The organism is Acinetobacter sp. CWB-G5, from assembly GCF_019209785.1.
Classification (GTDB): domain Bacteria; phylum Pseudomonadota; class Gammaproteobacteria; order Pseudomonadales; family Moraxellaceae; genus Acinetobacter; species Acinetobacter johnsonii.
This window is the reverse complement of record NZ_JAHUTF010000002.1, coordinates 392,539-416,302: the sequence shown is the minus strand read 5'-3', so window position 1 is coordinate 416,302 and position 23,764 is coordinate 392,539. Positions and strand designations below refer to the sequence as shown.

Below are 23,764 nucleotides of genomic sequence, written 5' to 3'. Positions count from 1 at the left end.
TGTTCGTTGAAGCCATTTCTCATCATTCCCTTACTCATGGTAGGTATTTGGTAGGTACACAAGTTTTTTGAATCATTCAATACTCTAAAAACGGTAATGAGCACCGATAACAACATAAATAATGGTAAAAGGAATCGCACCATGGCTTTTAAAAATATTGCAGATCAAACGAACGGTTTTTATATCCCTTGTGTTTCACTTTTTGGCCCAGGCTGTGCCAAAGAAATTGGTGGTAAAGCACAAAACCTCGGTGCAAAGAAAGCACTGATTGTGACCGACGCAGGTTTATTTAAATTTGGCGTAGCCGACACCATTGCAGGATATCTCAAAGATGCAGGTGTTGATAGCCACATCTTCCCAGGTGCAGAACCGAACCCAACTGACATCAATGTCCACAACGGCGTGACTGCCTATAACGAACAAGGTTGTGACTTTATTGTTTCCTTAGGTGGTGGTTCTTCGCATGACTGCGCTAAAGGTATTGGACTCGTGACTGCGGGTGGTGGTCATATTCGTGACTACGAAGGAATTGATAAAAGTACGGTTCCAATGACTCCTCTTATTGCCATCAACACCACGGCAGGTACAGCATCAGAAATGACACGCTTCTGTATTATTACCAATACAGATACCCATGTAAAAATGGCAATTGTAGACTGGCGCTGCACTCCACTAATTGCTATTGATGACCCTAAACTGATGATTGCAAAACCTGCAAGTTTAACGGCAGCAACAGGTATGGATGCATTAACCCATGCGGTAGAAGCCTATGTTTCAACAGCCGCAAACCCAATCACTGATGCCTGTGCTGAAAAAGCCATTTCAATGATTAGCGAATGGTTAAGTCCAGCAGTTGCGAACGGCGAAAACTTAGAAGCACGTGATGCCATGAGTTATGCACAATATTTAGCAGGTATGGCATTTAATAATGCATCTCTAGGTTATGTCCATGCTATGGCTCACCAACTCGGTGGCTTCTATAACCTACCTCACGGCGTATGTAATGCAGTTCTACTTCCACACGTCTGCGAGTTCAACTTAATTGCCTGCCCTGACCGTTATGCACGTATTGCCGAACTGATGGGAGTTAACATCACAGGTTTAACTGTGACAGAAGCTGGATATGCTGCCATTGACGCGATTCGTGAATTATCTGCATCGATTGGTATTCCATCGAGCTTGTCTGAACTGGGTGTGAAAGAGCAAGATTTGGGTGTTATGTCTGAAAATGCGCAAAAAGATGCCTGCATGCTGACGAATCCACGTAAAGCAAACCATGCTCAAGTGGTCGACATCTTCAAAGCTGCACTCAAGTCAAGTGCTTCAGTGGTCGATTTTAAAGCAGCGGTCTAAGTTCTCTCCTTAACTTTTTGTTTGCTTTGACAATTTAAGTGGAATGAAACAGACGTCCATACTGTTTCATTCTGGTAAGCCTAATCCTTGCTTACCTGTGCACTTAAATTGTCTTTTTTTATTTGTGGTTGACAAAGTTTTGCAGTTCATCAAGGATAAGAAAACTCATGACAATAACAACCAGAGCAAATTATGTCAGCAAATCAAACTCATCCTGCTTATCAACCTGATGTCCTCGGCGAAGGTTATGAACAATTAAAACTCAGTTTTCCAGACGATTATGAAGGTGCAGTCTGCGCAACCCTCGTGCGCAAAAAAGCCTCACAAAATACTCAAAAAGCTGTGTTGTATATCCACGGCTTTATTGACTACTTTTTCCAAACCGAAATGGCTGAACAATTTAATCAGCATGGTTATGATTTTTATGCGCTCGATTTAAGAAAATATGGTCGTTCTCACTTGAGCCATCAAAAATATTACAACGTCCGTGATCTCAGCGAATACGATGCTGAAATTACCCAAGCCTTAGAGATCATTGGCAATGAAGGCCATACTGCTGTGCTACTTGCAGGGCACTCTACGGGTGGCTTAATCACGACTTTATACGCTGCGCACAATCCTAAGCATCCGCTGATCAAAGCACTTTGGGCCAATAGCCCTTTTTATGATTTTAATATGCATCCTATTAAGCGCAAACTTGGCGTGCCGCAGCTCAGTCGACTCGCAAAGCGTTTTCCTGACCTCAAGTTTCCAAGTGAACTGAATAAATGGTATGTACCGAGCCTGCATCAAAACGAGCATGGTGAATGGAACTTTGATTTGGAGTGGAAACAACCAAGCTATTCTATGGTTCGGATCAGCTTTGTACGTGCAATCCATGAAGCACAGAAAGAAATTCATCGCGGTGGTTTAAAGCTCTCTGTTCCTGCACTCATCATGCATTCACATCAAACGCTCAACCCAAAGAAATGGGGCGCAGCCGCGCAAACCAGTGATGTGATTTTAGATGTTAAAGACATTGAAAAGCAGGCCAAAAATTTACAAGGTGACGTCAGTGTCGTGACCATTCAAAATGGTTTACACGACTTAGTCCTCTCCGCACCTGAAGTTCGTGCCGAAGTCTATGCTGAGCTGTTCCAGTGGCTCGAGCAAAAAATAGTGTAACTACACCTTTCTAACACAATTCATAATCTTTAAATTTTATATTTCTCAAGTAGCTGATGCGCAGGATGTCCATCCGGAGTCAGCTCAATGAGTCGCTCAACGGCATCAATCGCTTCTGGGTAACGTGCGACATGTTTAAACAACATATCGGTTTCATTGGCTTTAAAAATCGCACTGCTTAAACGTGACTCCAAACAGTCGCGCCATGCGCATAGAAATGGACTTTCCGTTTTAGGCAGTAAAACCCCTGAACAAAGTTTTAATGCAGTCTCGATATAGGCAGCATCTAAGGCCTGCTCGGCTTGTAAAAAATCGGCCTCAATATGCGCCAAAATCCGATAGGGACGAGATCCCAACATTCCACCGAGCAAGTCACGCAATTGTGACATTTCGGCCTTAAGTGTTCCCACACTCACCTTGCGCTCACCATATAAGGCCTGATGCAAAGTATCTAAAGTCATACCCTGTGGGCACAACGCCAAGATGGTCAAAATTTCAATTTGTCGCGGTGTGAGGACCATCACTTTGCCATTGAAATGTACTTGTGGCACACCAAAAGCACGGATATATAATTGTTGACGCTGGTATTCTAACAGTGCCGTTTGAATGATAGATGCACAGCGCTCTGCTGCGAGTAGACCAAGGCTATTGTGGTTTTTCCATGTGGTGGATAAATCAATCACCCCAAGGACGTGTTTTGAGTAAGGGTCGATGATCGGCGCAGCATAACAGACCCAATCATGGATGGAGCTCATGTAGTGCTCATTTGAAAAGACACAACTTGACTGTTGCGTTTTTAAGGACAAGGCCAATGCATTGGTTCCCACCAATTCCTCACGCCACTGTCCACCTTCAACAAAATGTACACTTTCTGCCGCATTACGCATTTGTCTACTGGATGCACTCCAAATAATGGTACTACCAATATCGCCTACAGCGACAACCATAGACGACTGCTGTGCAATATGTCTTAGTTCATCTGCACAATAACTTAAAGCGTGCTGTAGCGCTGAACCTTGTGACATAGAACCTTCAGAAATGGGCGCAGCAAAGCGATCCTTTGGAATTTCTGCTGAGTTAGAGCGCTGCCATGAACTTGCAATACTTTTTCCCAATTGTTCAGCTTGTACCGTCGAAATACTGCTACTGGTTCTAAGCTTTTCTATTTCTTGTCTTTTCTGTATTAAATGTTGCATTGCCATCATTCCTTATTCTCAAAACAATTCCTGATATACGTCCACTGTATTACTTGGTTGTAAACATTTGTCAAAGGCTTGTAAACCTCCTTCCTTCCAACCTTTTTCCAACCTTATATTAGTTATGCTACTTAAATATTGTACAGATGTACCTTATACCAAAGCTGTAGATGCTTTTAAAAAATCAATAAGCAAAGGAACTTCAATATGCGCTATGTAGACCCTAACCAATCTGGTTCTAAAGTAGAATTTAAAGCACAGTATGACAACTTTATTGGTGGCGAGTGGGTTGCTCCAGTAAAAGGTGAATACTTTGAAAATATCTCCCCTGTCGACGGTAAAGTTTTTACAAAAGTCCCTCGCTCATCTGTCGAAGACATCGAACTTGCACTGGATGCTGCGCACAAAGCCAAAGAACAATGGAACAAATCTTCTCCTACTACACGTTCAAATTTACTCCTTAAAATTGCAGATCGTCTAGAACAGAATCTAGAAAAATTGGCTGTGGCTGAAACATGGGATAACGGTAAACCGATTCGTGAAACGCTCGCAGCGGACATTCCTTTAGCCATTGACCATTTCCGCTATTTCGCAGGCTGTATCCGTGCGCAAGAAGGTGGCATTTCTGAAATTGATGAAGATACCATTGCCTATCACTTCCACGAACCATTGGGTGTGGTAGGGCAAATCATTCCATGGAACTTCCCAATTTTGATGGCGACATGGAAAATTGCTCCTGCACTAGCTGCTGGGAACTGTATTGTTTTAAAACCTGCTGAACAAACGCCTGCGAGTATTTTGGTTTTAATTGAACTCATTCAAGACTTACTACCACCCGGTATTTTAAACATCGTCAACGGTTATGGTGTTGAAGTGGGTCGTCCACTCGCAACCAATCCACGTATTGCTAAAATTGCATTCACTGGCTCTACTGCTGTGGGTCAAATGATCATGCAATATGCCACTGAAAACGTAATTCCTGTGACTTTGGAATTAGGTGGTAAGTCTCCAAACATCTTCTTTGAAGACATTATGGATCAAGACGATGAGTTCTTAGACAAAGCCCTTGAAGGTTTTGCCATGTTTGCCCTTAACCAAGGTGAAATTTGTACGTGTCCATCACGCGCTTTAGTTCAAGAAAGTATTGCGGATAAATTCCTTGAAATGGCAGTTGAACGTGTGAAACGCATTAAAACGGGTCACCCGCTCGATACAGAAACGATGATTGGTGCGCAAGCTTCACTGGAACAACAAGAGAAAATCTTGGGCTGTATCGCAACAGGTCGCGGTGAAGGTGCACAAGTACTGACAGGCGGTAGTGAGCGTAATGAAGTAGGTTCTGGTTTCTATATTGAACCAACCATCTTCAAAGGCACCAATGACATGAAAATTTTCCAAGAAGAAATTTTTGGGCCTGTACTTTCAGTGGCAACATTCAAAGACTTTGACGATGCCATTAAAATTGCCAACGACACCATTTATGGTTTAGGCGCTGGTGTATGGTCACGTTCAGCACATACGTCTTACCGCGCAGGTCGTGCAATTCAAGCGGGTCGCGTTTGGACCAACTGTTACCATATCTACCCTGCGCATGCCGCTTTCGGTGGTTATAAAAAGTCAGGGATTGGTCGTGAAAACCACAAAATGATGCTCGATCATTACCAACAAACTAAAAACTTACTTGTGAGCTATGCAACCAAGCCTATGGGCTTCTTCTAAGCACTTAGCTTATTCGTATACAGTTCTCTATGTGTTTAGGGTGATTCGTTACCCTGAACACTCTCACCATCAACCATCAACCATCAACCATCAACCATCAACCATCAACCATCAACCATCAACCATCAACCATCAAAACAATAATTCAAAACTGTGTCATATAAACATTAGACAGGACGTCTAATCGCTTGGTACTGAAATTGCATAAATATTGCATCCATCAAGCCATCTATAAAAACTCAAGATATGGAGCTTCACATGACCGATTCTCCCATTAACAGCCCAACAACTCCGCTCTCTACTTCAACGGTAAGCACATCTGACGACTATTTTGAAAAAAGGCAACTGAAACAAGGTGCTGTAGGCTGGCTATTATTAGTCGGTTTAGGCGTAGCGTATGTCATTTCAGGCGACTTTGCTGGCTGGAACTTCGGCCTCGCGCAAGGTGGCTGGGGCGGTATGTTTATCGCAACGGTTGTTGTAGCCATCATGTACTTATGCATGTGCCTGTCGATGTCTGAAATGGCCACCATGCTGCCCACTGCAGGAGGTGGCTATAGCTTTGCACGTACCGCATTTGGCCCATTTGGTGGCTATCTCACAGGCACGGCGATTCTAATTGAATATGCCATCGCCCCTGCGGCTATCGCATGCTTTATTGGTGCCTACTGCGAGTCCTTATTTGGTGTCGGTGGATGGATCATTTATCTCATCTGCTATCTGGTTTTTATGGGCATTCATCTTAAAGGTGCAGGTGAAGCCCTCAAGATTATGTTTGTCATTACCGCCATTGCAGCCGTAGCTCTTTTTGTCTTTATCATCGCAATGGCACCACATTTTAACAGCGCCAACTTATTTAACATTGCACCGACTGAAAATATCGGTGCAAGTAGCTTGCTCCCGATGGGTTATATCGGCATTTGGGCGGCAGTGCCCTATGCCATTTGGTTCTTTTTAGCGGTAGAAGGTGTTCCACTGGCAGCAGAAGAAGCTAAAGATCCATCTAAATCATTACCGCGTGGTTTGATCGGTTCGATGCTGATTTTGGCCGCTTTTGCCCTACTTATTCTGTTCTTAGGTGCTGGTGCTGCTGGTGCAGAACAACTTAAAGAATCAGGCGCACCCTTAGTTGATGCACTAGTAGCCGTCTATGGTCAAAACAGCTGGTTAGGCAGCTTTGTCAATTTTGTCGGTCTGGCAGGTTTAATTGCGAGTTTCTTCTCCATCATCTATGCCTATTCACGTCAAATTTTCGCCTTATCCCGTGCGGGTTATTTACCAACCTCGTTATCCCTGACCAATAAAAACAAAGCGCCCTATTTAGCGATTATTATTCCCGGCATCATTGGTTTTTTATTGTCCCTAACAGGTGAAGGTGATCTGCTCATCCTGATGGCGGTATTTGGTGCGACTATTTCTTATGTCTTGATGATGCTTTCTCACATTAAACTGCGCATCAGCCGTCCAGAGTTGCATCGTCCCTATAAAACCCCAGGTGGGATTGTCACCTCATCAATTGCTTTGATTTTAGCCAGTATTGCGGTGATAGCTGGTTTTGTAGTGGATCCTAAAGTTTGGTTTATGGCTGCCGCTATTTATGCGGTCTTTATTGCCTACTTTATTTTCCATAGTCGCCATCGACTCGTTCAAGGTACACCTGAAGAAGAGTTTGAAAGTATTCGTAAGGCCGAACAAGACTTATAGAAGGACCTATGACATGGCTTATAAAACGTTGATTGGACATCAGCACTATGTGTTTAATGATTTAAAAACTTTAATGGCAAAAGCAACCCCGCTGCGCTCAGGTGATCAACTTGCAGGTGTTGCGGCGGAAAATGCCACTGAACGTGTTGCCGCACAAATGGCATTGGCCGATGTTCCATTGAAGCAGTTTTTAACTGAAGCGCTGATCAGCTATGAACAGGATGAAATAACCCGCCTGATTATCGATGAGCACCGTAGTGATTTATTTGCACCAATTTCACATTTTACCGTAGGAGACTTTCGTAACTGGCTACTCAGTGAAGATGCGACTACGCAGAAATTACAACAACTTGCGCTCGGTTTAACCCCTGAAATGGTGGCTGCGGTGAGTAAGATTATGCGCAACCAAGACCTCATCTTGGTTGCAAGTAAATGTGAAGTCATCACCCAATTTCGCAACACCATCGGATTGAAAGGTCATCTCTCGACCCGTTTACAACCCAATCATCCCACTGATGATCTCTTGGGAATATCGGCCAGTATTTTGGATGGCTTGATGTATGGCAATGGTGATGCCGTCATTGGGATTAACCCTGCAACCGATAACCTACAAAATTTATCGGAGCTACTCAAACTACTCGATCATGTGATCCAAGAGCATCATATTCCAACCCAGTCCTGTGTGCTGACGCATATCAGTTCGGGGATTCAATTGGCAGAGAAAAATGTGCCGATTGATTTAATGTTTCAGTCGATTGCAGGCACTCAGCGCGCCAATGAAGGTTTCGGCATTAACCTTGAATTACTGCGTGAAGGCTATGAAGCGACACTGGCTCTCAAGCGTGGGACTGTGGGACAAAATGTGATGTATTTTGAAACAGGTCAAGGTAGTGCTTTATCTAGTAATGCGCATCACGGCGTAGATCAGCAAACCTTAGAAGTCCGTGCCTATGCTGTGGCTCGTAAATTTAACCCACTACTGGTGAACACTGTAGTTGGGTTTATTGGGCCAGAGTATTTATACAATGGCAAACAAATTATTCGTGCAGGCTTGGAAGACCATTTTTGTGGAAAGCTCCTAGGCTTACCTATGGGCTGTGACATTTGCTATACCAACCATGCCGATGCCGACCAAAACGACATGGATGTACTACTCACCCTATTCGGTGCAGCAGGTCTGAACTTTATTATGGGCATTCCAGGTTCGGATGACGTCATGCTGAACTATCAAACCACGTCATTTCATGATGCGCTGTATTTAAGGCAACTTTTGGGCTTAAAAGCCGCACCTGAATTTGATCTGTGGTTGGCGGAACAAGGCATCTTTAAACAACAGCAGCAGCACATTCTCTGGCCAGAACATATCCCGCCGCAATTTGAAAAACTTTTGCATATATAAGGAGCAACTTATGTCACTTGTTCCTCTAGAAAACTATCAATCTGAACAGCATCAGGATGTTTGGGAAAACTTAAAGCAATTTACCGATGCTCGTATCGCCATTGGTCGCGCTGGCTGTAGTATTCCGACCCATGAACTGCTGAAATTTCAACTGGCGCATGCGGAAGCGCAAGATGCGGTACATCAAGCTTTAGATGTCGAACACTTAGTTGCAAGTTTTAATACACTAGGTTTAGATAGTCTAACGGTACACAGTCAAGCTGAAAACAAAAAAGAATACTTAAAACGTCCTGACTTAGGTCGCCTGTTAAGTCCAGCTTCACAACATGGCTTAGAGGTTTTTAAATCCAGTAACCCGCAAAACTATGATGTCTGTATTGTAATTGGTGATGGACTATCCGCACGGGCGATTGAAGAAAATGCAGTGCCTTTTATTCAGCATTTGATCTCACATCTGCACGCTGAGCGCTGGAGCATTACACCGATGGTGATTGCTACTGGAAGCCGAGTCGCTTTGGGTGATCCAGTTGCAGAGTGCCTACAGGCGACTATGCTCGTGATGCTGATTGGCGAAAGGCCTGGCCTAAGCTCACCTGATAGTATGGGTATTTACTATACATGGAAAGCAGCCTCAGGCATGTTGGATGCTAAACGGAACTGTATTTCAAATGTTCGACCTGCAGGCTTAAGTATTCTTGTTGCAGTACAACGACTAATGTCTCTGATGCGTGGCTCTAAAAAACTCGGCTACTCAGGTGTAGACTTAAAAGATGAACATGAAATGGTCAGCCTAGACACGGAACATACGCCTAAGCGTTTATTTTAAATTGAAGCAGATCAGCCGTAATTTTACGGCTGATCCTAAATAGCGCGTTCTGTTAACTTAGGTTTTTTAGCTCGCTTTATTCAGCGCTTGTTCTACAAAATGTAGGCGATCTTGGCCCCAATACATTTCATCACCCACAAAGAATGTCGGTGCGCCAAAAATGCCACGTTGAATGGCCTGTTCTGTTTCAGTGATCAGTTTTTGTTTCACAACATCCGCCTGAACCATACTCATAATATCTTCTACAGAAAAACCACTTGGTTTTAGCACTTCTGCCAAGACAGTAGATTCATTCAGATTTTGTAGTGTACCAAACATCGCATCGAATAACAGTTTCAAAACTTGCTCAAACTTTTCTAGATGCAACAATTGAACGCCTGTCAAAATCCTCATTAGGGTTAAAGTATTCATTGGAAAATGCGGATTCATGTGCATTGGAATATGGTAATACTCCGCCCAGCGCTGCATATCTAAGATTGAATAAACCCCTTTGACAGGAATCTCAATCGGACTACGATTGCCTGTTGCTTTAAACACCCCGCCCAATAAAATAGGCTTATACACAATCTGAATCTCTTGCCGCTCTGCTATTTGTAGTAAACGATAGTAGGCCAAATAGCTATATGGGCTGCCCAAATCAAAATAAAATTCTACGCTTTTCATGCTTTGTCCTTTTACCACGTTTCCATCCAAGGTCTTAAATCTAACTCATGCGTCCATGCATCGCGCGGTTGCTGCGACAAATGCCAATAATTTTCTGCAATATGCACGGGATTTAATATGCCATCCTGTTCTTTGCGCGCGTACATTTCAGGAAAAGTGTCTTTAATAAAATCGGTATCAATTGCCCCATCCACCACCACGTGTGCCACATGAATATTTTTCGGACCGAGCTCACGTGCCATACTTTGCGCTAAGGCACGCAGTGCATGTTTCGCCCCTGCAAAAGCGGCAAAGTTTGCTGCACCTCTTATGCCTGCGGTTGCACCCGTGAAAATAATGCTGCCGTGTTCACGCATGACCATACGCTTTGCCACTTCACGCCCTGTCAAAAATGCACCGAAACATGCCATCTCCCAAATTTTAAAATACTTACGTGCAGTTTCTTCTAAAATACTACATGGCACATTCGCTCCAATGTTAAACACTAAAACATCGATTTCACCAATATTGGCTTCAATTTCTTCTACCAAAGCGATGACTTGATCTTCTTTACGTGCATCAGATGCAAAGCCATATGCAAAGCCACCTTCAGCTTCTATCTCTGCAATTAAAGGCTGGAGTTTTTCGGCATTTCTTCGCGTCATGCAGGCGATGTATCCACCGCGTGCAAAACGTTTCGCGATTTCGCCCCCTGTGGCATCTCCTGCGCCAATCACTAACGCGACTTTCTTTTTAGAAGCAGTCTTTTGCAACTGCTGTTCTGGCTGTAATCCATCCATAAATACACTCCCTTTATAAAATAACGATCGTTATCATAACGATCACTATGTTATAGTTTTCAACATCAGTCAATTTTATTTTGATGAAACTCCTATGCGCTATAAAACAGGCTATAAAGAAGAAAAACGTCAAGAGCTGCTTAAAATCAGTGCTCAACTGGCCAAGAAGCAAGGCTTTGCCAATACTGGCGTCGACGGTTTTATGAAAGCGGCTCAAATGACCAGCGGTGCTTTTTATTCGCATTTTTCATCAAAACATGAATTGTTTGAAGCACTGATCGAGTCCGAGTTACAACACAGCTTTCAAGCATGGCAAGCCAATCCGCATGACAACCTCGAAGAGTGGATTGACTTCGAACTTGAACGTTATTTAGCGCTGTCTCATGTGCAACGTCCAGATCAAGGCTGTGTTATTCCCTCACTTGCAGCCGAAGTAGCACGTAGTAGTGAAACAACAAAACTGTGTTTTCAACAGGAAATGCTTCGTGGTCACGCACTCTTTACACAACATCTAGGCAATGAAACACAAGCTTGGGCGGTACTGTGTCAACTGGTCGGTGCAATCGTCATGGCGCGCAGCATGGCGGATGAACATCTACAAAGAGAAATTTTAAGCTCCAGCAAATGGATGATTAAGAACATGCTACAGCTCAAGTAAAATCTTGGATTGAATTTATAGTTTTTTTATACATATTTTCTGATTTATTGCCTTCAACTTCTACGCATTTCCCTGTACATTTTTACACTCCTTTAACCCCTGTGAACGAGCCAACTATGACGACACTACCCGATACCATTTACGCGATTCAGCATCTTGCTTTTGAAGATTTGGGTGCATGGGAAGATGTGTTATATCAATTGGGTTATCGGGTACGATATTTTGAAGCAGGCAAAAATGACTTAGCTAAAGCATTGAACTACACAGGTCTAACCGTCATTTTAGGTGGACCGATTGGAGTATACGAAACTGAAGACTACCCTTTCTTACAACAAGAAATAGACTTACTCAAAGTTCGTTTAGAAAAGAATTTACCTACTTTAGGCATTTGCTTAGGTGCACAGTTGATTGCACATGCACTCGGTGCAAAAGTATATGCAGGTCATAGCAAAGAAATTGGCTGGAGTCAGTTACAGCTCAATACCGTTGAACAGAACCCACTACAAGCACTGGTAGGAACTGAAGTGCTACATTGGCATGGCGACACCTTTGAACTTCCTGCTCAAGCTGAACTGTTGGCCAGCTCAGAAGCTTATCCCAACCAAGCTTTTCGTGTAGGCAAAAATATTCTAGGCTTACAGTTCCATCCTGAAGTCGCAGCGGATGGTTTAGAAAAATGGCTAATTGGGCATACTGCTGAACTTCGTCAAGCGAACATCAACATTCCAGCACTGCGTGCAGACAATCAACGCTTTGCAGCTCAACTAGAGCATGTCTCTGGACAAGTTTTGGCAGCGTATTTAAAAGCACTGGTTTAATAATTCAGCCTTACTCCGTTCGGCGGGTCTATTGCTCTAAATTTTAAGTTTACAGCAGACATAAAAAAGCACCTCTATGAAGGTGCTTTTTTGGAGGTATCGCTTATTTCGCAGCAGCTTTAGGCTGTGGAACTGATGCTTCAGTGGTGATATTCACAGTGATTTTATCACCCACGTTAGGCACGTATGCGCCTACACCAAAAGCAGAACGGTCAAATGAAGTGGTTGCGTTAAAACCAATTGACTGTGCTTTGGTCATTGGGTGCTCACCTTGTTTATTTAACACCGCATCTAAAACGACAGGCTTTGTCACATTTTTAATGGTTAAATCACCTGTGATTTTGTACTTATTCGCGCCTACAGCTTGTACTTTTGTACTTTTAAATGTGATGGTTGGGTATTTTGCTGCATCAAAGAAATCAGCCGCTTGTAAGTGTTCATCTAAAGCTTTTACGTTGGTGTTTAAGCTAGATAAAGGAATCGTTACATTCACCGATGAGTTTGCAGGTTTTGCATTATCAACATTAATCACACCCTGAATGTCGCTGAAGTTTGCAGATGGCGTTGAAAAACCAAAATGGCTCCATGTGAAAACTGTTGCTGTATGTGTAGGGTCAATTTGATATGCCACAGGTTTTGCCATAGCAAATGTAGTCGCAGTTGCAACAGCCAAACCGATTGTTAAAGCTTTAAAGTTCATGTTTTTATCTCACATTAGAATACTGCTTAGTCTATAGAGTTCTACAACGAATACATCTATAAAGATAAAACGATATGTTGCAACTTTAGAACGATATAATTGTTTTTAAATGTAGCAACTTAGCTACGCCCGATATTGAATGAAACCAGTCTTCTTCACGACTTTATTATAGATTTGCTGTGAGACTAAATTATCCTGATGGGTGAGCCAATAGACCCGATCACATGCTCGCTTTTCGGTATACATTTTGACGTGTTCGATTAAAGCCCTTGCACCCCCTAGCCCACGATAGTCCTCATGCGTAAACAGATCTTGTAAATATGCGTAAGGCTTTAACGTCCAACAGCTATTATGTTCTACCACATGCACAATGCCTACAACCTGACCGGCCATAAGTGCGGCAAAACCATATATATGCTCACGCTTAGAATCAGTCAGTTTATGCCACGTGTTTTCAGATATCCGCTCCAATAAGTCGGCCTGATAAGCTTGCCATAATGTAGTCCAGATCGACTGATCGATTTCTGTCAGTGGCACAACATGAATATTTTGTACTTCTATTTTGCTCTCAAAGTACTATTTATTTTTGTACGGCTTTTATTTAAATTGAAATCGTCACAAAGAAAAAGCCCTATTGAATCTCTTCAATAAGGCTTCTTTTAGACGTGACAACCATCATAGTTTTTCAATCAGAATCCGATCAATCAACTTCATACCTGTCTGCTTTTCATGGTTTTTACGACGGATCTTAATTTGCTTATCTTCTGCTAAATCTTGCAATAACAGTTCAACAGCAACCATCGCCTCCAAAGGTAGATCTGGTCCAATCCACTTCTGTTCGCCCGCATCCATCAATACAACTTCATCATGAATTTGATCGTACAAGCTCATATCATCACCTAAAATTTATGCAGCTACTTCAGCAGCAGCTTGCATATTATATACGCCATTCAAAATAAAAGACGCCCCTAAACTGGAGCGTCCTTCAAACAGTTAATTTTTAAAAATTAAGCTGTCAATTCTTTTACCGCAGCAACAACTGCTTCAGTGGTAATACCGAAGTATTGGTATAAGTCTTTCGCAGGTGCAGACTCACCATAAGTCGTCATACCAATTACACGACCATCCAAACCTACAAACTTCCACCAGTAGTCTACGTGCGCTGCTTCAACAGCAACACGCGCACGAATGTTTGATGGAAGAACCGCTTCACGGTACGCTGCATCTTGCTTCACAAATTCTTCTGCACATGGCATAGACACGACACGCACGCCTTCAAGTTGTGCATGTGCTTCCATTGCTAAAGATACTTCAGAACCCGTCGCAATAATAATCGCTTTTAATTCGCCTTTTTCTTCAGCCAATACATAACCACCTTTCGCTACATTTGCAATTTGTGTATCTGTACGTGTTTGGAATGGTAGGTTTTGACGAGAGAAGATCAACGCAGACGGGCCTTCTGAACGTACAAGTGCAGATTTCCAAGACACAGCTGCTTCAACTGTGTCACATGGACGCCAAGTATTTAAGTTTGGTGTACCACGTAAAGACGCAATTTGTTCTACAGGTTGGTGCGTTGGACCATCTTCACCCAAACCAATTGAGTCATGTGTATATACATGGATTACACGTTGTTTCATCAATGCAGACATACGTACTGCATTACGCGCATATTCCATAAACATGAGGAATGTTGCAACGTAAGGAATGAAACCACCGTGAAGCGCAACACCGTTTGCAATTGCAGTCATACCAAACTCACGTACGCCATAGTGTACGTAGTTACCTGCTGGATTGTCTTGAACGCCTTGGCAACCTTTCCAAAGTGTTAAGTTAGAGCCAGCCAAGTCCGCAGAACCACCTAATAATTCAGGCAATAATGGACCGAAAGCTTGTAATGTGTTTTGGCTTGCTTTACGTGTAGCGATGGTTTCAGCTTTTGCATTGGTTTCTGCAATAAACGCATCTGCTTGAGCAAGGAATTCAGCTGGCAATTCACCTGAAAGGCGACGTTTCAATTCAGCTGCTTCAGTTGGATATTTTGCTGCATATTGAGCAAATAATTCATTCCAAGCTGCTTCAGAAGCCGTCCCTTTTGCTTTTGCATCCCATGCTGCATAAACGTCAGCAGGAATTTCAAATGGACCTTCAGTCCAACCCAATGCTTCACGTGTTAATGCGATTTCGTCATTACCTAGCGGCGCACCGTGGCAGTCTTCTTTACCTTGCTTATTTGGCGAACCTAGACCAATAATCGTTTTACAGATAATGATCGTTGGTTTTTTCGTTTCAGCTTTTGCTTGCAAAGTTGCAGCACGTAATGCATCTGCATCATGGCCATCAGCTTTAAGTACTTGCCAGCCATAAGCCAAGAAACGTTGCTCTGTATCGTCAGAGAACCAACCTTCTACTTCACCATCAATCGAAATACCGTTGTCGTCATAGTAAGCAATCAGTTTACCTAGACCTAAAGTACCTGCAAGTGAACATGCTTCGTGAGAAACACCTTCCATTAAACAGCCATCACCTAAGAAACAGTAAGTGAAATGATCAACAACACTCATCTCATCTTTGTTGAACTGTGCTGCTAAAGTTTTTTCAGCTAGAGCAAAACCAACTGCGTTTGCAATCCCCTGACCAAGCGGGCCAGTTGTAGTTTCAATACCTGGTGCATAACCTAATTCTGGGTGACCTGGTGTTTTAGAGTGCAGTTGACGGAATGCTTTTAAATCTTCAATTGATAAATCATAGCCCGTAAGGTGCAATAACGCATATTGCAGCATAGAGCCATGACCATTTGATAGTACAAAACGGTCACGGTTCGCCCATTGAGGGTTAATCGGGTTATGGTTGAAAAACTCACGCCATACCACATCAGCGATATCAGCCATCCCCATTGGCGCACCTGGATGTCCAGAGTTTGCTTTTTGCACAGCATCCATTGCCAATACACGAATTGCGTTTGCAATACGACGTTCGTTAAGCGGGGTTGTCATAGGTCAGAGTCCAAACAAATGATTTAAAGAGTAAGATGAATAGAATTCAAAGATAGGTGTATTGTCTTAAAAAAATAGGAATGGGTAAAGCCTAATGGACAATATTTCGCTATTTATTCATCATCCATGTCTAATAAATGCGGGCATTGCCTAAAATCACAACAATTTCACTCAGAAATGCCTCTCCAGATTTTCTCCGGTTCAAATTCTACACAATAGAATCATCAATTTTAAAAACATAGTTCGGCCACACTATTCACTAATCAGAACAAACCGTTATCCTTGAGTATCAAACACATCACAAGATACATTTGTATTTTTTACATACAATTAAACATTCATGGTGAATTTTATTCACTTTTTTAAATTATTCATGAATTACTACAGATTATCGATTCTTTTATGATGCTTATTTTAAGCATTTTTTATTTACCCACTTAACACCCAAGCCAAAAAAGACTCAAACAAACTATTGTTTTACAATTAGATATAACCAAAGCAAAAAATCTCATGATACGGACCTATAGACTTTGAACCAAAAGCCTTTACTTTGTCATTTCGAACTAAAAATAAACGCTATATCAATTTTTTAGATGCTTATATCAGATAAAAAGTCGTTGAATTGAAATAAATTCAGTCATTTTGGTCGTGTAGAACTGGCTCAAACGGCTAAGTCGATGTACCATATTGCGTCTTTTAAATTAACTGTGATAGGACTTATGCGCGAGTACGCTGTATTTACCTCGGAATCTGTAAGCGAAGGCCATCCAGATAAAATGGCTGACCAAATCAGTGATGCTATCTTGGATGCGATCTTAAAAGAAGACCCATATGCGCGGGTTGCTTGTGAAACGCTTGTAAAAACGGGTGCGGTAGTACTTGCAGGTGAAATCACAACAACTGCAAATGTGGACTTCGAAGCGATTGTTCGTCAAACCGTAAATGGCATTGGTTACCACCATTCTGACCTTGGTTTTGATGGTTCAACATGTGCTGTGATCAACATGATTGGTAAACAATCACCAGAGATTGCTCAAGGTGTTGATCGTCAAAAGCCTGAAGATCAAGGTGCAGGTGACCAAGGTTTAATGTTTGGTTATGCAAGCCGTGAAACTGACGTGCTTATGCCTGCTCCAATTTCATATGCACACCGTTTAATGGAAAAGCAAGCTGAACTACGTCGTAGTGGCGCTTTACCATGGTTACGCCCAGATGCAAAAAGCCAAGTGACTTTTGCTTATGAAAATGGCATGCCTGTTCGTTTAGATGCAGTCGTATTATCTACCCAGCACGATCCTGAAATTTCTCAAAGCAACTTAAAAGAAGCTGTGATTGAAGAAATCGTGAAAAAAGTGATCCCTGCTGAAATGTTCCATGCAGACACCAAATTCCACATTAATCCAACAGGAATGTTTGTGATTGGTGGTCCAGTGGGTGACTGTGGTTTAACAGGTCGTAAAATCATTGTAGACACTTACGGTGGCATGGCACGTCACGGTGGTGGTGCGTTCTCTGGTAAAGATCCATCTAAGGTTGACCGTTCTGCTGCTTACGCAGGTCGTTATGTTGCGAAAAACATCGTAGCTGCGGGCCTTGCTGACAAATGTGAAATTCAAGTGTCTTATGCCATTGGTGTGGCTGAGCCAACATCTATTTCGATCAATACCTTCAATACAGCAAAAGTATCTGAAGAGTTGATCATTGCATTAGTCCGTGAACACTTCGACTTACGTCCATACGGTATCACTCGTATGCTTGACCTCATTCAACCGATGTATAAGCAAACAGCTGCTTATGGTCACTTCGGTCGTGAAGGTTCAGATACTGCATTTACTTGGGAAAAAACAGACAAAGTGGAAGCGCTTAAAGCTTCAGCTGGTCTATAATTTTGATCCCAAAAAAAACCCGCTTAATGCGGGTTTTTTATTTTCCTTGATGGGGAATAGTCCATCAGTTCAGTCGTGAAGTCATTGAACTCCACTACTTAGGCTTGTTTTCATGATTGAGTACATCAAAGAGCGAAGTCACGGCAGCGGGTTCGCTGTTTCGGTCGGCCAAATAGACTTGTACAGATTTAACGATAATCGCTGCTGCAAGACATGCAACAATACAAAAAATCCAAAACCCAAAAGGACTTCGAATATTATGTGATCCGCAGTTTGGACAGTCTTTATCTGTTGATGCGACAACTGTTTCACAACATGCGCAGTGGTATTGATAGAGCATGGCTTTACCCCCTTGTTTTTGTCCTTTCTTGTTTTTATTGTCCATCACTCTGCCTCACAGAATGTTAGATTCATTTATCTTATGTGAGTATTTGTTGAGACTCAAGCGTAATTCACCTGAAGTGATGTCAGCAACGGCTTACAATGAAAGATTAATCAATTGATTTAACGCATATTCCTCTTTATAACACCGAATCATGACAATTTCATTTTGTAACATAATAGTTTTTGACGTATTCCAAAGTATTTGCTCGAAACCCTTTAGTTTTCTCGCGATTGTTTATTAAAATAAGATGCAACAATGAGGAAGAAAGAATGGTTCAGTTGATTAAAAAAGGCGGTTTACGCGAACGTGCCAACCGCAGTCGCAGCTATAAAGGTTCAGAAAATACCGAAGCGACATTGCAGCCCAACCGCTATACGCAAAGTAAAAAAGACGAAGTGTCTAGCTTGGAACAGGCTCCATCATCTAAAGAGCTTAAAAATGACTTAGATGTAGATTGCGAGAGCATCGTACCAAAGCCATAAAGCAAAAATCAGGAACAGCCCGCCAGAAAAAATGTCAATATAACTTCCTGAACGCTGATATGCCGCTTTAATTTTAGGTAATGACAAAAGCATCATGAGCAGTGCAAAAGTCATAAAAGTTTGAATGGGAATAATGACCGCAAGTTGCATTTTTAAATAGGGACTTGCGCTAGAACTTAAGGCTAGTGAAAACACACTACTGAAATAAATCAGCGTTTTCGGGTTAGACAAGTTCGTCAGTAAACCTGACATGAAATAATGGTTGGCCTTGGGTGTAGGTAGTTTTTGACCATCATCTAGCAAGGCTTCTTGCTGCATTGTATTGAGGCCAGCTTTCAACATCAGCCACCCCATACGTGCAAGGAACACACCACCAACTACCATCAATACTTGTTGAATCCACGGCATTTTGTCGATGAGTACGGTAAAACCTAACAAGGTTAAAACCACCCAAACGACGATGCCAACAGAAATACCTAAGATCGTTTTTAAAGTGTTTTTTTGTGTGGTCGAAGCTGAACTTTTGGCAATCAGCAAAACATCAGGACCAGGACTTAGCTGCGCAACAAAATGCAATGCGCAAATCGTGAAAAGCAATGACATAAAAAAGCGGCATAAATTTTAAAAAATAATTATATCGTTTGTTATATTTATTTTAAATCATAAGCACTTAAAACATTTTCATAAAGATAAAAAAAGCCGAGTTAGAACTCGGCTTTAAAATTAGGCATGAAATTATTTATTCACATCTTTCATTTCAATTTTTTTCGCATCTGGCATTACTTCTCGTGCTTCGCCATCAATAATACTCGAGTCACGATAAGTTGAACCGCCCTGCTGTTGCTGCATTTCTTGCATCTGGCGCATGATATCTGCAAATGGGTTTTGACCTTGAGCACCACCGCCCATGCCATTCATATCTCCCATCATGCCACCCATCATTTTTTCCATCATCGCTTGCTGACGTTTCATCATCACGTTCATCAGTGCACCTGTCATGGCTTTTTGCACCGCAGGAATAAGCAATAACACGGCAACCACGTCTGTCACCAAGCCAGGAATCAATAAAAGAAAACCCGCAATGATTTTTGGCAGATTGTTTGTTAATGCAGGATCTGCACCCATCTGGCCCGCTTGCATTTGCTGCATTTGTGGCATTAAACCTGCTGAATACTTACGAATCAGGCTCATACCAATAAAGAAAGCGGCAATAAACCAGAAGAACACGTACCACATGCTACCAACGAGGTCGCCCACGCCAATCCATACGAAGACTTCGAGAATGACACCAGCTAATATAAAAAGAAATAATTTCATGAAAATTAATCTAATCTCAACAAAATGAATAAGGTGCAAGAATCAAGTGCTCAATCTACATCAAGCTTTTTTGATACGCTTATGTAACAATATGGGCATATTATTTTTTTTAAAGGGCAAGCATGTCATTAATTATTGGTATTGACCCCGGTTCTCGCCTTACAGGCTACGGTATTATTCAAAAAGAAGGTCAAAAACTAATTTTTGTCGATGCTGGCACCATTCGTACCGAAGCTGCTGATATGCCTGAACGGCTAAAACGTATTTTTGCAGGGATTGATCGTATTGTAAAATTTCATGGCCCAACTGAAGCCGCAGTTGAGCAAGTATTTATGGCACAAAACCCTGACTCCGCACTGAAACTGGGGCAAGCACGTGGTGCTGCTATTGCTGCACTGGTCAACCTTGACCTACAAGTTGCTGAATACACGGCACGTCAGATTAAACAGTCGGTGGTCGGTTATGGCGCTGCGGACAAAGAACAAGTACAAATGATGGTGATGAGACTCCTAAACCTGAGCATCAAACCACAGCAAGATGCCGCCGATGCTCTCGCTGCTGCTATTTGTCATGCGCATGCTTCAGGCAGTATGACCAAGCTTGCTGTACTCAATGCTCTAGGCGGTATGGCGCGCGGTCGCAGCCGGAGTAGCTCTCGTCGACGCTAAGCGTTAAGTGACATAGTTTTGAAAGTCTTTACGCATTTCACGTCCCGATGGTGCTTTGGGATAAGTTGCTATCAGCATTCTTCCCGAAATGCGTAAATTTTTCTTTTGAGCAGGATCGATACGTATAAAGACCAATTCTTCTGGCTCATTGCGATGGTTGATCTCACAAATCATAATGGTGTAGTTTTTTTCGATCACTTTATAACGACTAAATGCCTGCTGTACGATTTGCTTAAAATTTTTCTGTCCACCTGATGGTGCAAGTTGGGTGTAAATTACCAGCAATATGCATGCACCAACCACCAAGGCCACCAGTAAGTATTTATCCATTCTTCCTCCCCACTTTTACCATTATTCGAAGTCTTTAAATTTTAGGCTTGATTGCGTTATATCGCGTTTTCTTACTACTCAATAGTTCTTATGCTACTTCAATATTCTTACTTGGAAGCATTTACTTGATTTTCTTCTATCTGAAAAGAATTAAATAATTTTAAAGAATCACGCTGAATTTTTTCCCAATGTGGCAGAAGCTCCGCATGGAAATCTATATCCAAATTACTAGTATTAAAACCATAATTTGGTACATGACTATTTAATTCACACGCCGTAGCACCACTTGGATATGAAGCACACGCAATGACTACACCAATGCCTTTCCCGTTTTCTTCTTTCCAGTAAATTTTTTTAGAAATATTATCTTGCTCTCCCAAATCTATTTCATAAAGTGACAAACTTGCATTAAATTTCTTCTCCGAATTAATCTCACTTATGCTCATATCTTTTCGAGCACCCATCCGTTCACTTAAATAAAATTTCAATGAAGGCGTATAATCAAAAAACGTTTTGTCGTCTCCCCACTCATCCTTCCAATTACCACGTTGTGATAAAGTGAAAGCGATGTCACTGATTTGATTTGAGGAAAGCCGAAAACCTTCTGAAGGATGCATTTCTGGCCATTTCACAAGAAATGTGGCGTTACCGATTTGATCATTACAACCTTTGGTATTATGTAGTTGATTAGAACCTTTCTCCCAATAATTAACATCTTGATATTCAACACTTGCAAAAAATAAATATCGTCGATCTATACGCATTTTCTGATCGCCAAAACTTCCACACTCATATGGTTTTTCTTTTAAGCTCGGTACATCACTTGGTTCTAATACACTAACAATAACGCTCAAAATGACGATAATGATTGGTGACAATAGTATAAAGATCAAAAAATGTTTTAGCTGAATAGGCTTTCTAAGAAAATCTAAAATCATAAGTCATCTTATTTAATTATTCATTTTTTTTATGTACTCCTAAAATTAACACAAAGTATTTGAGATATAGTATTTTTTATTCAAAATACCCATCATATAAAAAGCCCATCATATGAGATGGGCTTTTTTACAACTAGATTAATCTATACCTTTCAAGCTTATTTTTTCTTTTTAAAATTTAGATATTCTTGATAAGACTCTTCCGCAAACCGTCGTAAGGAATCACCAATGGCTGCATATTGGAATTCATTCAGATTTGCCAAAGAAGCTCGTGCAGAAGGATGTTGTACACCAAAACCTGAGCCCGGAAGTAAAACGACCCCCGTTTCATCTGCTACACGGAAAAGTAACTCAGTCGGGTTTTTATTTTTCATAACCCAGTCTGCAAACTCGTCACCATACAGCGTCCGCGAAGTATTTTCCAAATTCACCAGCGTATAGTAATCGACGGCATTTGGATCTTGAGGAACATCAACACCCAGTTGTCGATACAGTGCTGCATCACGCTCACGAACCACAGATTTAACCGCTTTTTTATAGCTTTGGCGTGAATCCATTAAGTTAAATAGCGCAAATAATACCATTTGAACTTGTTGTGGTGTCGACAGTCCAGCGGTGTGATTTAGAGCGACATTACGACTATCTGCCACCAGACGATCAATAAACTTGATACTCGATGGGTCTGTCGTAAGCGACGAATAACGCTCTTCTAGTTCTTTTTTATCTTTTTTAGATAATTCAGTAAGCTTCTTATCCAAAATATTATTGTTGGTCGTGGCGATGACACCTAGACGCCAGCCTGTCGCACCAAAGTATTTTGAGAACGAATAAACCAAAATGGTGTTGTCTGGACAAATGGCGAATAGTGATTTGAAATTATCGGCAAATGTTCCATAGACATCATCGGTCAGGATAATCAGATCAGGACGCTTTTTAACAATATCTGCCAAAATCGCCAAGCCTTCATCACTCATTTTGACCGAAGGTGGATTACTTGGATTCACCAAGAAGAAAGCTTTAATTGATGGATCTTCTAATTTTCGGAGCTCTGACTCTGGGTATTGCCATCCCTGATTTGGATCCGCCTCAATCAATACTTCTTCCAACTGATAATCATTGAGTTTTGGAATTTCTAAATAAGGGGTAAAAATTGGGGTACCGATGGCAATTCGATCACCCTTAGCAATAATTTTATTCTCTTTAAGCGAGTTAAAGATATATGCCATGGCTGCTGTTCCGCCCTCTACGGCAAACAGATGTAAGCCATCTTTTGGCATACCCTGCACGCCCATTTCACGCAACACATACTCTTTAATGATGGTTTCACTCAAGCGCAACATGCGATCTGGAACAGGATAATTACAACCCAAAATACCTTCAACCATTTCCAATAAAAATGCATCAGGGTCTAAGCCCAACTGGTCTCTAACATAAGAAATCGCTTTTCCTAAAAACACTACGCCTGGTTTATCACGATTTTCAAGTATAAAGTTATCAAAGCGAGATTGCAGGCCTACAGGTCGTGGAAAACCACCGAGCCCTTCTGGCATATAAGAAAATGAAAACTCAGATTCGGTTGCAGAAAATAAACCCAGTTGGAAAAAAGCTCTACGAGGAACAGTTGCAAGGAAGTTTGGGTTTCCTCGGCCTGCGTTCAGCATCATACGGTCAGTTCGACTTTCTGCGAGCGCAATCAGTTTATCTTTTAATTCAAATGGGCTTAGTTTTGCGTATTTTGAGTAATCAACGTTCCCCATGGGAAGTCTCCTTTAATTATAGTGAA

General features: G+C 41.8%; 24 protein-coding genes. 11 read left to right on the top strand and 13 right to left on the bottom strand.

Annotated elements, in window-relative coordinates; all coding sequences use genetic code 11:
* The first annotated feature begins 141 nt into the window (after positions 1–141).
* Positions 142–1,353: an iron-containing alcohol dehydrogenase gene (locus KVY11_RS06020; protein ID WP_148825925.1), complete on the top strand. Its 1,212-nt coding sequence runs from the start codon at positions 142–144 to the stop codon at positions 1,351–1,353.
* Positions 1,354–1,545: 192 nt separating this feature from the next.
* Positions 1,546–2,517, top strand: a complete 972-nt coding sequence (locus KVY11_RS06015; protein WP_218288422.1) for an alpha/beta hydrolase — start codon at positions 1,546–1,548, stop codon at positions 2,515–2,517.
* Between the two features lie 29 nt (positions 2,518–2,546).
* On the opposite strand, the gene KVY11_RS06010 is transcribed toward KVY11_RS06015, so the two are convergent.
* Positions 2,547–3,722, bottom strand: a complete 1,176-nt coding sequence (locus KVY11_RS06010) for a transcriptional regulator (RefSeq protein ID WP_010326873.1) — start codon at positions 3,720–3,722, stop codon at positions 2,547–2,549.
* Between the two features lie 198 nt (positions 3,723–3,920).
* Between KVY11_RS06010 and KVY11_RS06005 the strand changes: the two genes are divergently transcribed.
* The 4 genes from KVY11_RS06005 (at position 3,921) to eutC (ending at position 9,361) form a co-directional block, all read left to right on the top strand.
* Positions 3,921–5,432, top strand: a complete 1,512-nt coding sequence (locus KVY11_RS06005) for an aldehyde dehydrogenase family protein (RefSeq protein ID WP_005401131.1) — start codon at positions 3,921–3,923, stop codon at positions 5,430–5,432.
* A gap of 258 nt (positions 5,433–5,690) precedes the next feature.
* Positions 5,691–7,136 carry an ethanolamine permease gene (eat, locus tag KVY11_RS06000; RefSeq protein WP_256350684.1) on the top strand — a complete coding sequence of 482 codons (1,446 nt, stop codon included), beginning with the start codon at positions 5,691–5,693 and terminating at the stop codon, positions 7,134–7,136.
* A gap of 13 nt (positions 7,137–7,149) precedes the next feature.
* Positions 7,150–8,535, top strand: a complete 1,386-nt coding sequence (locus KVY11_RS05995) for an ethanolamine ammonia-lyase subunit EutB (RefSeq protein WP_010326876.1) — start codon at positions 7,150–7,152, stop codon at positions 8,533–8,535.
* Between the two features lie 10 nt (positions 8,536–8,545).
* Entirely contained in the window at positions 8,546–9,361 is an 816-nt protein-coding gene (eutC, locus tag KVY11_RS05990) for an ethanolamine ammonia-lyase subunit EutC (protein WP_218288421.1), read from the top strand.
* A gap of 66 nt (positions 9,362–9,427) precedes the next feature.
* Here eutC and KVY11_RS05985 read toward each other — a convergent pair whose 3' ends face one another.
* Together KVY11_RS05985 and KVY11_RS05980 are read right to left on the bottom strand one after the other, a co-directional pair.
* Positions 9,428–10,024, bottom strand: a complete 597-nt coding sequence (locus tag KVY11_RS05985) for a 2-hydroxychromene-2-carboxylate isomerase (protein WP_218288420.1) — start codon at positions 10,022–10,024, stop codon at positions 9,428–9,430.
* A gap of 11 nt (positions 10,025–10,035) precedes the next feature.
* Positions 10,036–10,803, bottom strand: coding sequence for an SDR family oxidoreductase (locus KVY11_RS05980; protein WP_205666766.1), 768 nt, complete (start codon positions 10,801–10,803; stop codon positions 10,036–10,038).
* A gap of 94 nt (positions 10,804–10,897) precedes the next feature.
* On the opposite strand from KVY11_RS05980, the gene KVY11_RS05975 reads away from it, so the two are divergent.
* Together KVY11_RS05975 and KVY11_RS05970 are read left to right on the top strand one after the other, a co-directional pair.
* On the top strand, positions 10,898–11,461 hold the full coding sequence (locus tag KVY11_RS05975) for a TetR/AcrR family transcriptional regulator (RefSeq protein WP_218288419.1): 564 nt from the start codon (positions 10,898–10,900) through the stop codon (positions 11,459–11,461).
* Between the two features lie 116 nt (positions 11,462–11,577).
* Positions 11,578–12,279 carry a glutamine amidotransferase gene (locus KVY11_RS05970; protein WP_218288418.1) on the top strand — a complete coding sequence of 234 codons (702 nt, stop codon included), beginning with the start codon at positions 11,578–11,580 and terminating at the stop codon, positions 12,277–12,279.
* Between the two features lie 103 nt (positions 12,280–12,382).
* Here KVY11_RS05970 and KVY11_RS05965 read toward each other — a convergent pair whose 3' ends face one another.
* The 4 genes from KVY11_RS05965 to tkt form a co-directional block, all read right to left on the bottom strand.
* Entirely contained in the window at positions 12,383–12,979 is a 597-nt protein-coding gene (locus KVY11_RS05965) for a YceI family protein (RefSeq protein ID WP_004696771.1), read from the bottom strand.
* 123 nt (positions 12,980–13,102) lie between these two features.
* Complete coding sequence (locus KVY11_RS05960; RefSeq protein WP_218288508.1) at positions 13,103–13,540, bottom strand: GNAT family N-acetyltransferase; 438 nt, start codon at positions 13,538–13,540, stop codon at positions 13,103–13,105.
* 114 nt (positions 13,541–13,654) lie between these two features.
* Positions 13,655–13,870, bottom strand: a complete 216-nt coding sequence (locus tag KVY11_RS05955) for a hypothetical protein (RefSeq protein ID WP_004696769.1) — start codon at positions 13,868–13,870, stop codon at positions 13,655–13,657.
* Positions 13,871–13,986: 116 nt separating this feature from the next.
* Positions 13,987–15,975, bottom strand: a complete 1,989-nt coding sequence (tkt, locus tag KVY11_RS05950) for a transketolase (RefSeq protein ID WP_218288417.1) — start codon at positions 15,973–15,975, stop codon at positions 13,987–13,989.
* Between the two features lie 719 nt (positions 15,976–16,694).
* Between tkt and metK the strand changes: the two genes are divergently transcribed.
* Positions 16,695–17,861: a methionine adenosyltransferase gene (gene metK, locus KVY11_RS05945; RefSeq protein WP_004984924.1), complete on the top strand. Its 1,167-nt coding sequence runs from the start codon at positions 16,695–16,697 to the stop codon at positions 17,859–17,861.
* Positions 17,862–17,955: 94 nt separating this feature from the next.
* On the opposite strand, the gene KVY11_RS05940 is transcribed toward metK, so the two are convergent.
* Complete coding sequence (locus KVY11_RS05940; RefSeq protein WP_026056381.1) at positions 17,956–18,201, bottom strand: hypothetical protein; 246 nt, start codon at positions 18,199–18,201, stop codon at positions 17,956–17,958.
* A 314-nt stretch (positions 18,202–18,515) separates the two neighbouring features.
* On the opposite strand from KVY11_RS05940, the gene KVY11_RS05935 reads away from it, so the two are divergent.
* Positions 18,516–18,728 carry a hypothetical protein gene (locus tag KVY11_RS05935; protein WP_218288416.1) on the top strand — a complete coding sequence of 71 codons (213 nt, stop codon included), beginning with the start codon at positions 18,516–18,518 and terminating at the stop codon, positions 18,726–18,728.
* On the opposite strand, the gene KVY11_RS05930 is transcribed toward KVY11_RS05935, so the two are convergent.
* Together KVY11_RS05930 and KVY11_RS05925 are read right to left on the bottom strand one after the other, a co-directional pair.
* On the bottom strand, positions 18,690–19,331 hold the full coding sequence (locus KVY11_RS05930; RefSeq protein ID WP_218288415.1) for a LysE family transporter: 642 nt from the start codon (positions 19,329–19,331) through the stop codon (positions 18,690–18,692). The two genes, KVY11_RS05935 and KVY11_RS05930, sit on opposite strands and share 39 nt — an antisense overlap.
* 132 nt (positions 19,332–19,463) lie before the next feature.
* On the bottom strand, positions 19,464–20,045 hold the full coding sequence (locus KVY11_RS05925) for an FxsA family protein (protein ID WP_218288414.1): 582 nt from the start codon (positions 20,043–20,045) through the stop codon (positions 19,464–19,466).
* Positions 20,046–20,167: 122 nt separating this feature from the next.
* Between KVY11_RS05925 and ruvC the strand changes: the two genes are divergently transcribed.
* Positions 20,168–20,713: a crossover junction endodeoxyribonuclease RuvC gene (gene ruvC / locus KVY11_RS05920; RefSeq protein ID WP_004984936.1), complete on the top strand. Its 546-nt coding sequence runs from the start codon at positions 20,168–20,170 to the stop codon at positions 20,711–20,713.
* A gap of 3 nt (positions 20,714–20,716) precedes the next feature.
* Here the strand turns inward: ruvC and KVY11_RS05915 are convergent, their stop codons facing one another.
* The 3 genes from KVY11_RS05915 to KVY11_RS05905 form a co-directional block, all read right to left on the bottom strand.
* A complete protein-coding gene (locus KVY11_RS05915) occupies positions 20,717–21,043 on the bottom strand; it encodes a hypothetical protein (RefSeq protein WP_218288413.1) in 327 nt (108 codons plus the stop codon).
* Between the two features lie 107 nt (positions 21,044–21,150).
* Positions 21,151–21,981: a hypothetical protein gene (locus tag KVY11_RS05910; protein WP_218288412.1), complete on the bottom strand. Its 831-nt coding sequence runs from the start codon at positions 21,979–21,981 to the stop codon at positions 21,151–21,153.
* A gap of 158 nt (positions 21,982–22,139) precedes the next feature.
* Positions 22,140–23,738 (bottom strand): bifunctional aspartate transaminase/aspartate 4-decarboxylase, encoded by a 1,599-nt coding sequence (locus tag KVY11_RS05905; protein ID WP_218288411.1) that lies wholly within the window; start codon positions 23,736–23,738, stop codon positions 22,140–22,142.
* Positions 23,739–23,764: the final 26 nt, after the last annotated feature.

Excerpts from the sequence above, each read along its gene's own strand:
- KVY11_RS06020 (WP_148825925.1), top strand. The coding sequence starts at position 142 with ATGGCTTTTAAAAATATTGCAGATCAAACGAACGGTTTTTATATCCCT.
- KVY11_RS06015 (WP_218288422.1), top strand. The coding sequence starts at position 1,546 with ATGTCAGCAAATCAAACTCATCCTGCTTATCAACCTGATGTCCTCGGC.
- KVY11_RS06010 (WP_010326873.1), bottom strand. The coding sequence starts at position 3,722 with ATGATGGCAATGCAACATTTAATACAGAAAAGACAAGAAATAGAAAAG.
- KVY11_RS06005 (WP_005401131.1), top strand. The coding sequence starts at position 3,921 with ATGCGCTATGTAGACCCTAACCAATCTGGTTCTAAAGTAGAATTTAAA.
- eat (WP_256350684.1), top strand. The coding sequence starts at position 5,691 with ATGACCGATTCTCCCATTAACAGCCCAACAACTCCGCTCTCTACTTCA.
- KVY11_RS05995 (WP_010326876.1), top strand. The coding sequence starts at position 7,150 with ATGGCTTATAAAACGTTGATTGGACATCAGCACTATGTGTTTAATGAT.
- eutC (WP_218288421.1), top strand. The coding sequence starts at position 8,546 with ATGTCACTTGTTCCTCTAGAAAACTATCAATCTGAACAGCATCAGGAT.
- KVY11_RS05985 (WP_218288420.1), bottom strand. The coding sequence starts at position 10,024 with ATGAAAAGCGTAGAATTTTATTTTGATTTGGGCAGCCCATATAGCTAT.
- KVY11_RS05980 (WP_205666766.1), bottom strand. The coding sequence starts at position 10,803 with ATGGATGGATTACAGCCAGAACAGCAGTTGCAAAAGACTGCTTCTAAA.
- KVY11_RS05975 (WP_218288419.1), top strand. The coding sequence starts at position 10,898 with ATGCGCTATAAAACAGGCTATAAAGAAGAAAAACGTCAAGAGCTGCTT.
- KVY11_RS05970 (WP_218288418.1), top strand. The coding sequence starts at position 11,578 with ATGACGACACTACCCGATACCATTTACGCGATTCAGCATCTTGCTTTT.
- KVY11_RS05965 (WP_004696771.1), bottom strand. The coding sequence starts at position 12,979 with ATGAACTTTAAAGCTTTAACAATCGGTTTGGCTGTTGCAACTGCGACT.
- KVY11_RS05955 (WP_004696769.1), bottom strand. The coding sequence starts at position 13,870 with ATGAGCTTGTACGATCAAATTCATGATGAAGTTGTATTGATGGATGCG.
- tkt (WP_218288417.1), bottom strand. The coding sequence starts at position 15,975 with ATGACAACCCCGCTTAACGAACGTCGTATTGCAAACGCAATTCGTGTA.
- metK (WP_004984924.1), top strand. The coding sequence starts at position 16,695 with ATGCGCGAGTACGCTGTATTTACCTCGGAATCTGTAAGCGAAGGCCAT.
- KVY11_RS05940 (WP_026056381.1), bottom strand. The coding sequence starts at position 18,201 with ATGCTCTATCAATACCACTGCGCATGTTGTGAAACAGTTGTCGCATCA.
- KVY11_RS05935 (WP_218288416.1), top strand. The coding sequence starts at position 18,516 with ATGGTTCAGTTGATTAAAAAAGGCGGTTTACGCGAACGTGCCAACCGC.
- KVY11_RS05930 (WP_218288415.1), bottom strand. The coding sequence starts at position 19,331 with ATGTCATTGCTTTTCACGATTTGCGCATTGCATTTTGTTGCGCAGCTA.
- KVY11_RS05925 (WP_218288414.1), bottom strand. The coding sequence starts at position 20,045 with ATGAAATTATTTCTTTTTATATTAGCTGGTGTCATTCTCGAAGTCTTC.
- ruvC (WP_004984936.1), top strand. The coding sequence starts at position 20,168 with ATGTCATTAATTATTGGTATTGACCCCGGTTCTCGCCTTACAGGCTAC.
- KVY11_RS05915 (WP_218288413.1), bottom strand. The coding sequence starts at position 21,043 with ATGGATAAATACTTACTGGTGGCCTTGGTGGTTGGTGCATGCATATTG.
- KVY11_RS05910 (WP_218288412.1), bottom strand. The coding sequence starts at position 21,981 with ATGATTTTAGATTTTCTTAGAAAGCCTATTCAGCTAAAACATTTTTTG.
- KVY11_RS05905 (WP_218288411.1), bottom strand. The coding sequence starts at position 23,738 with ATGGGGAACGTTGATTACTCAAAATACGCAAAACTAAGCCCATTTGAA.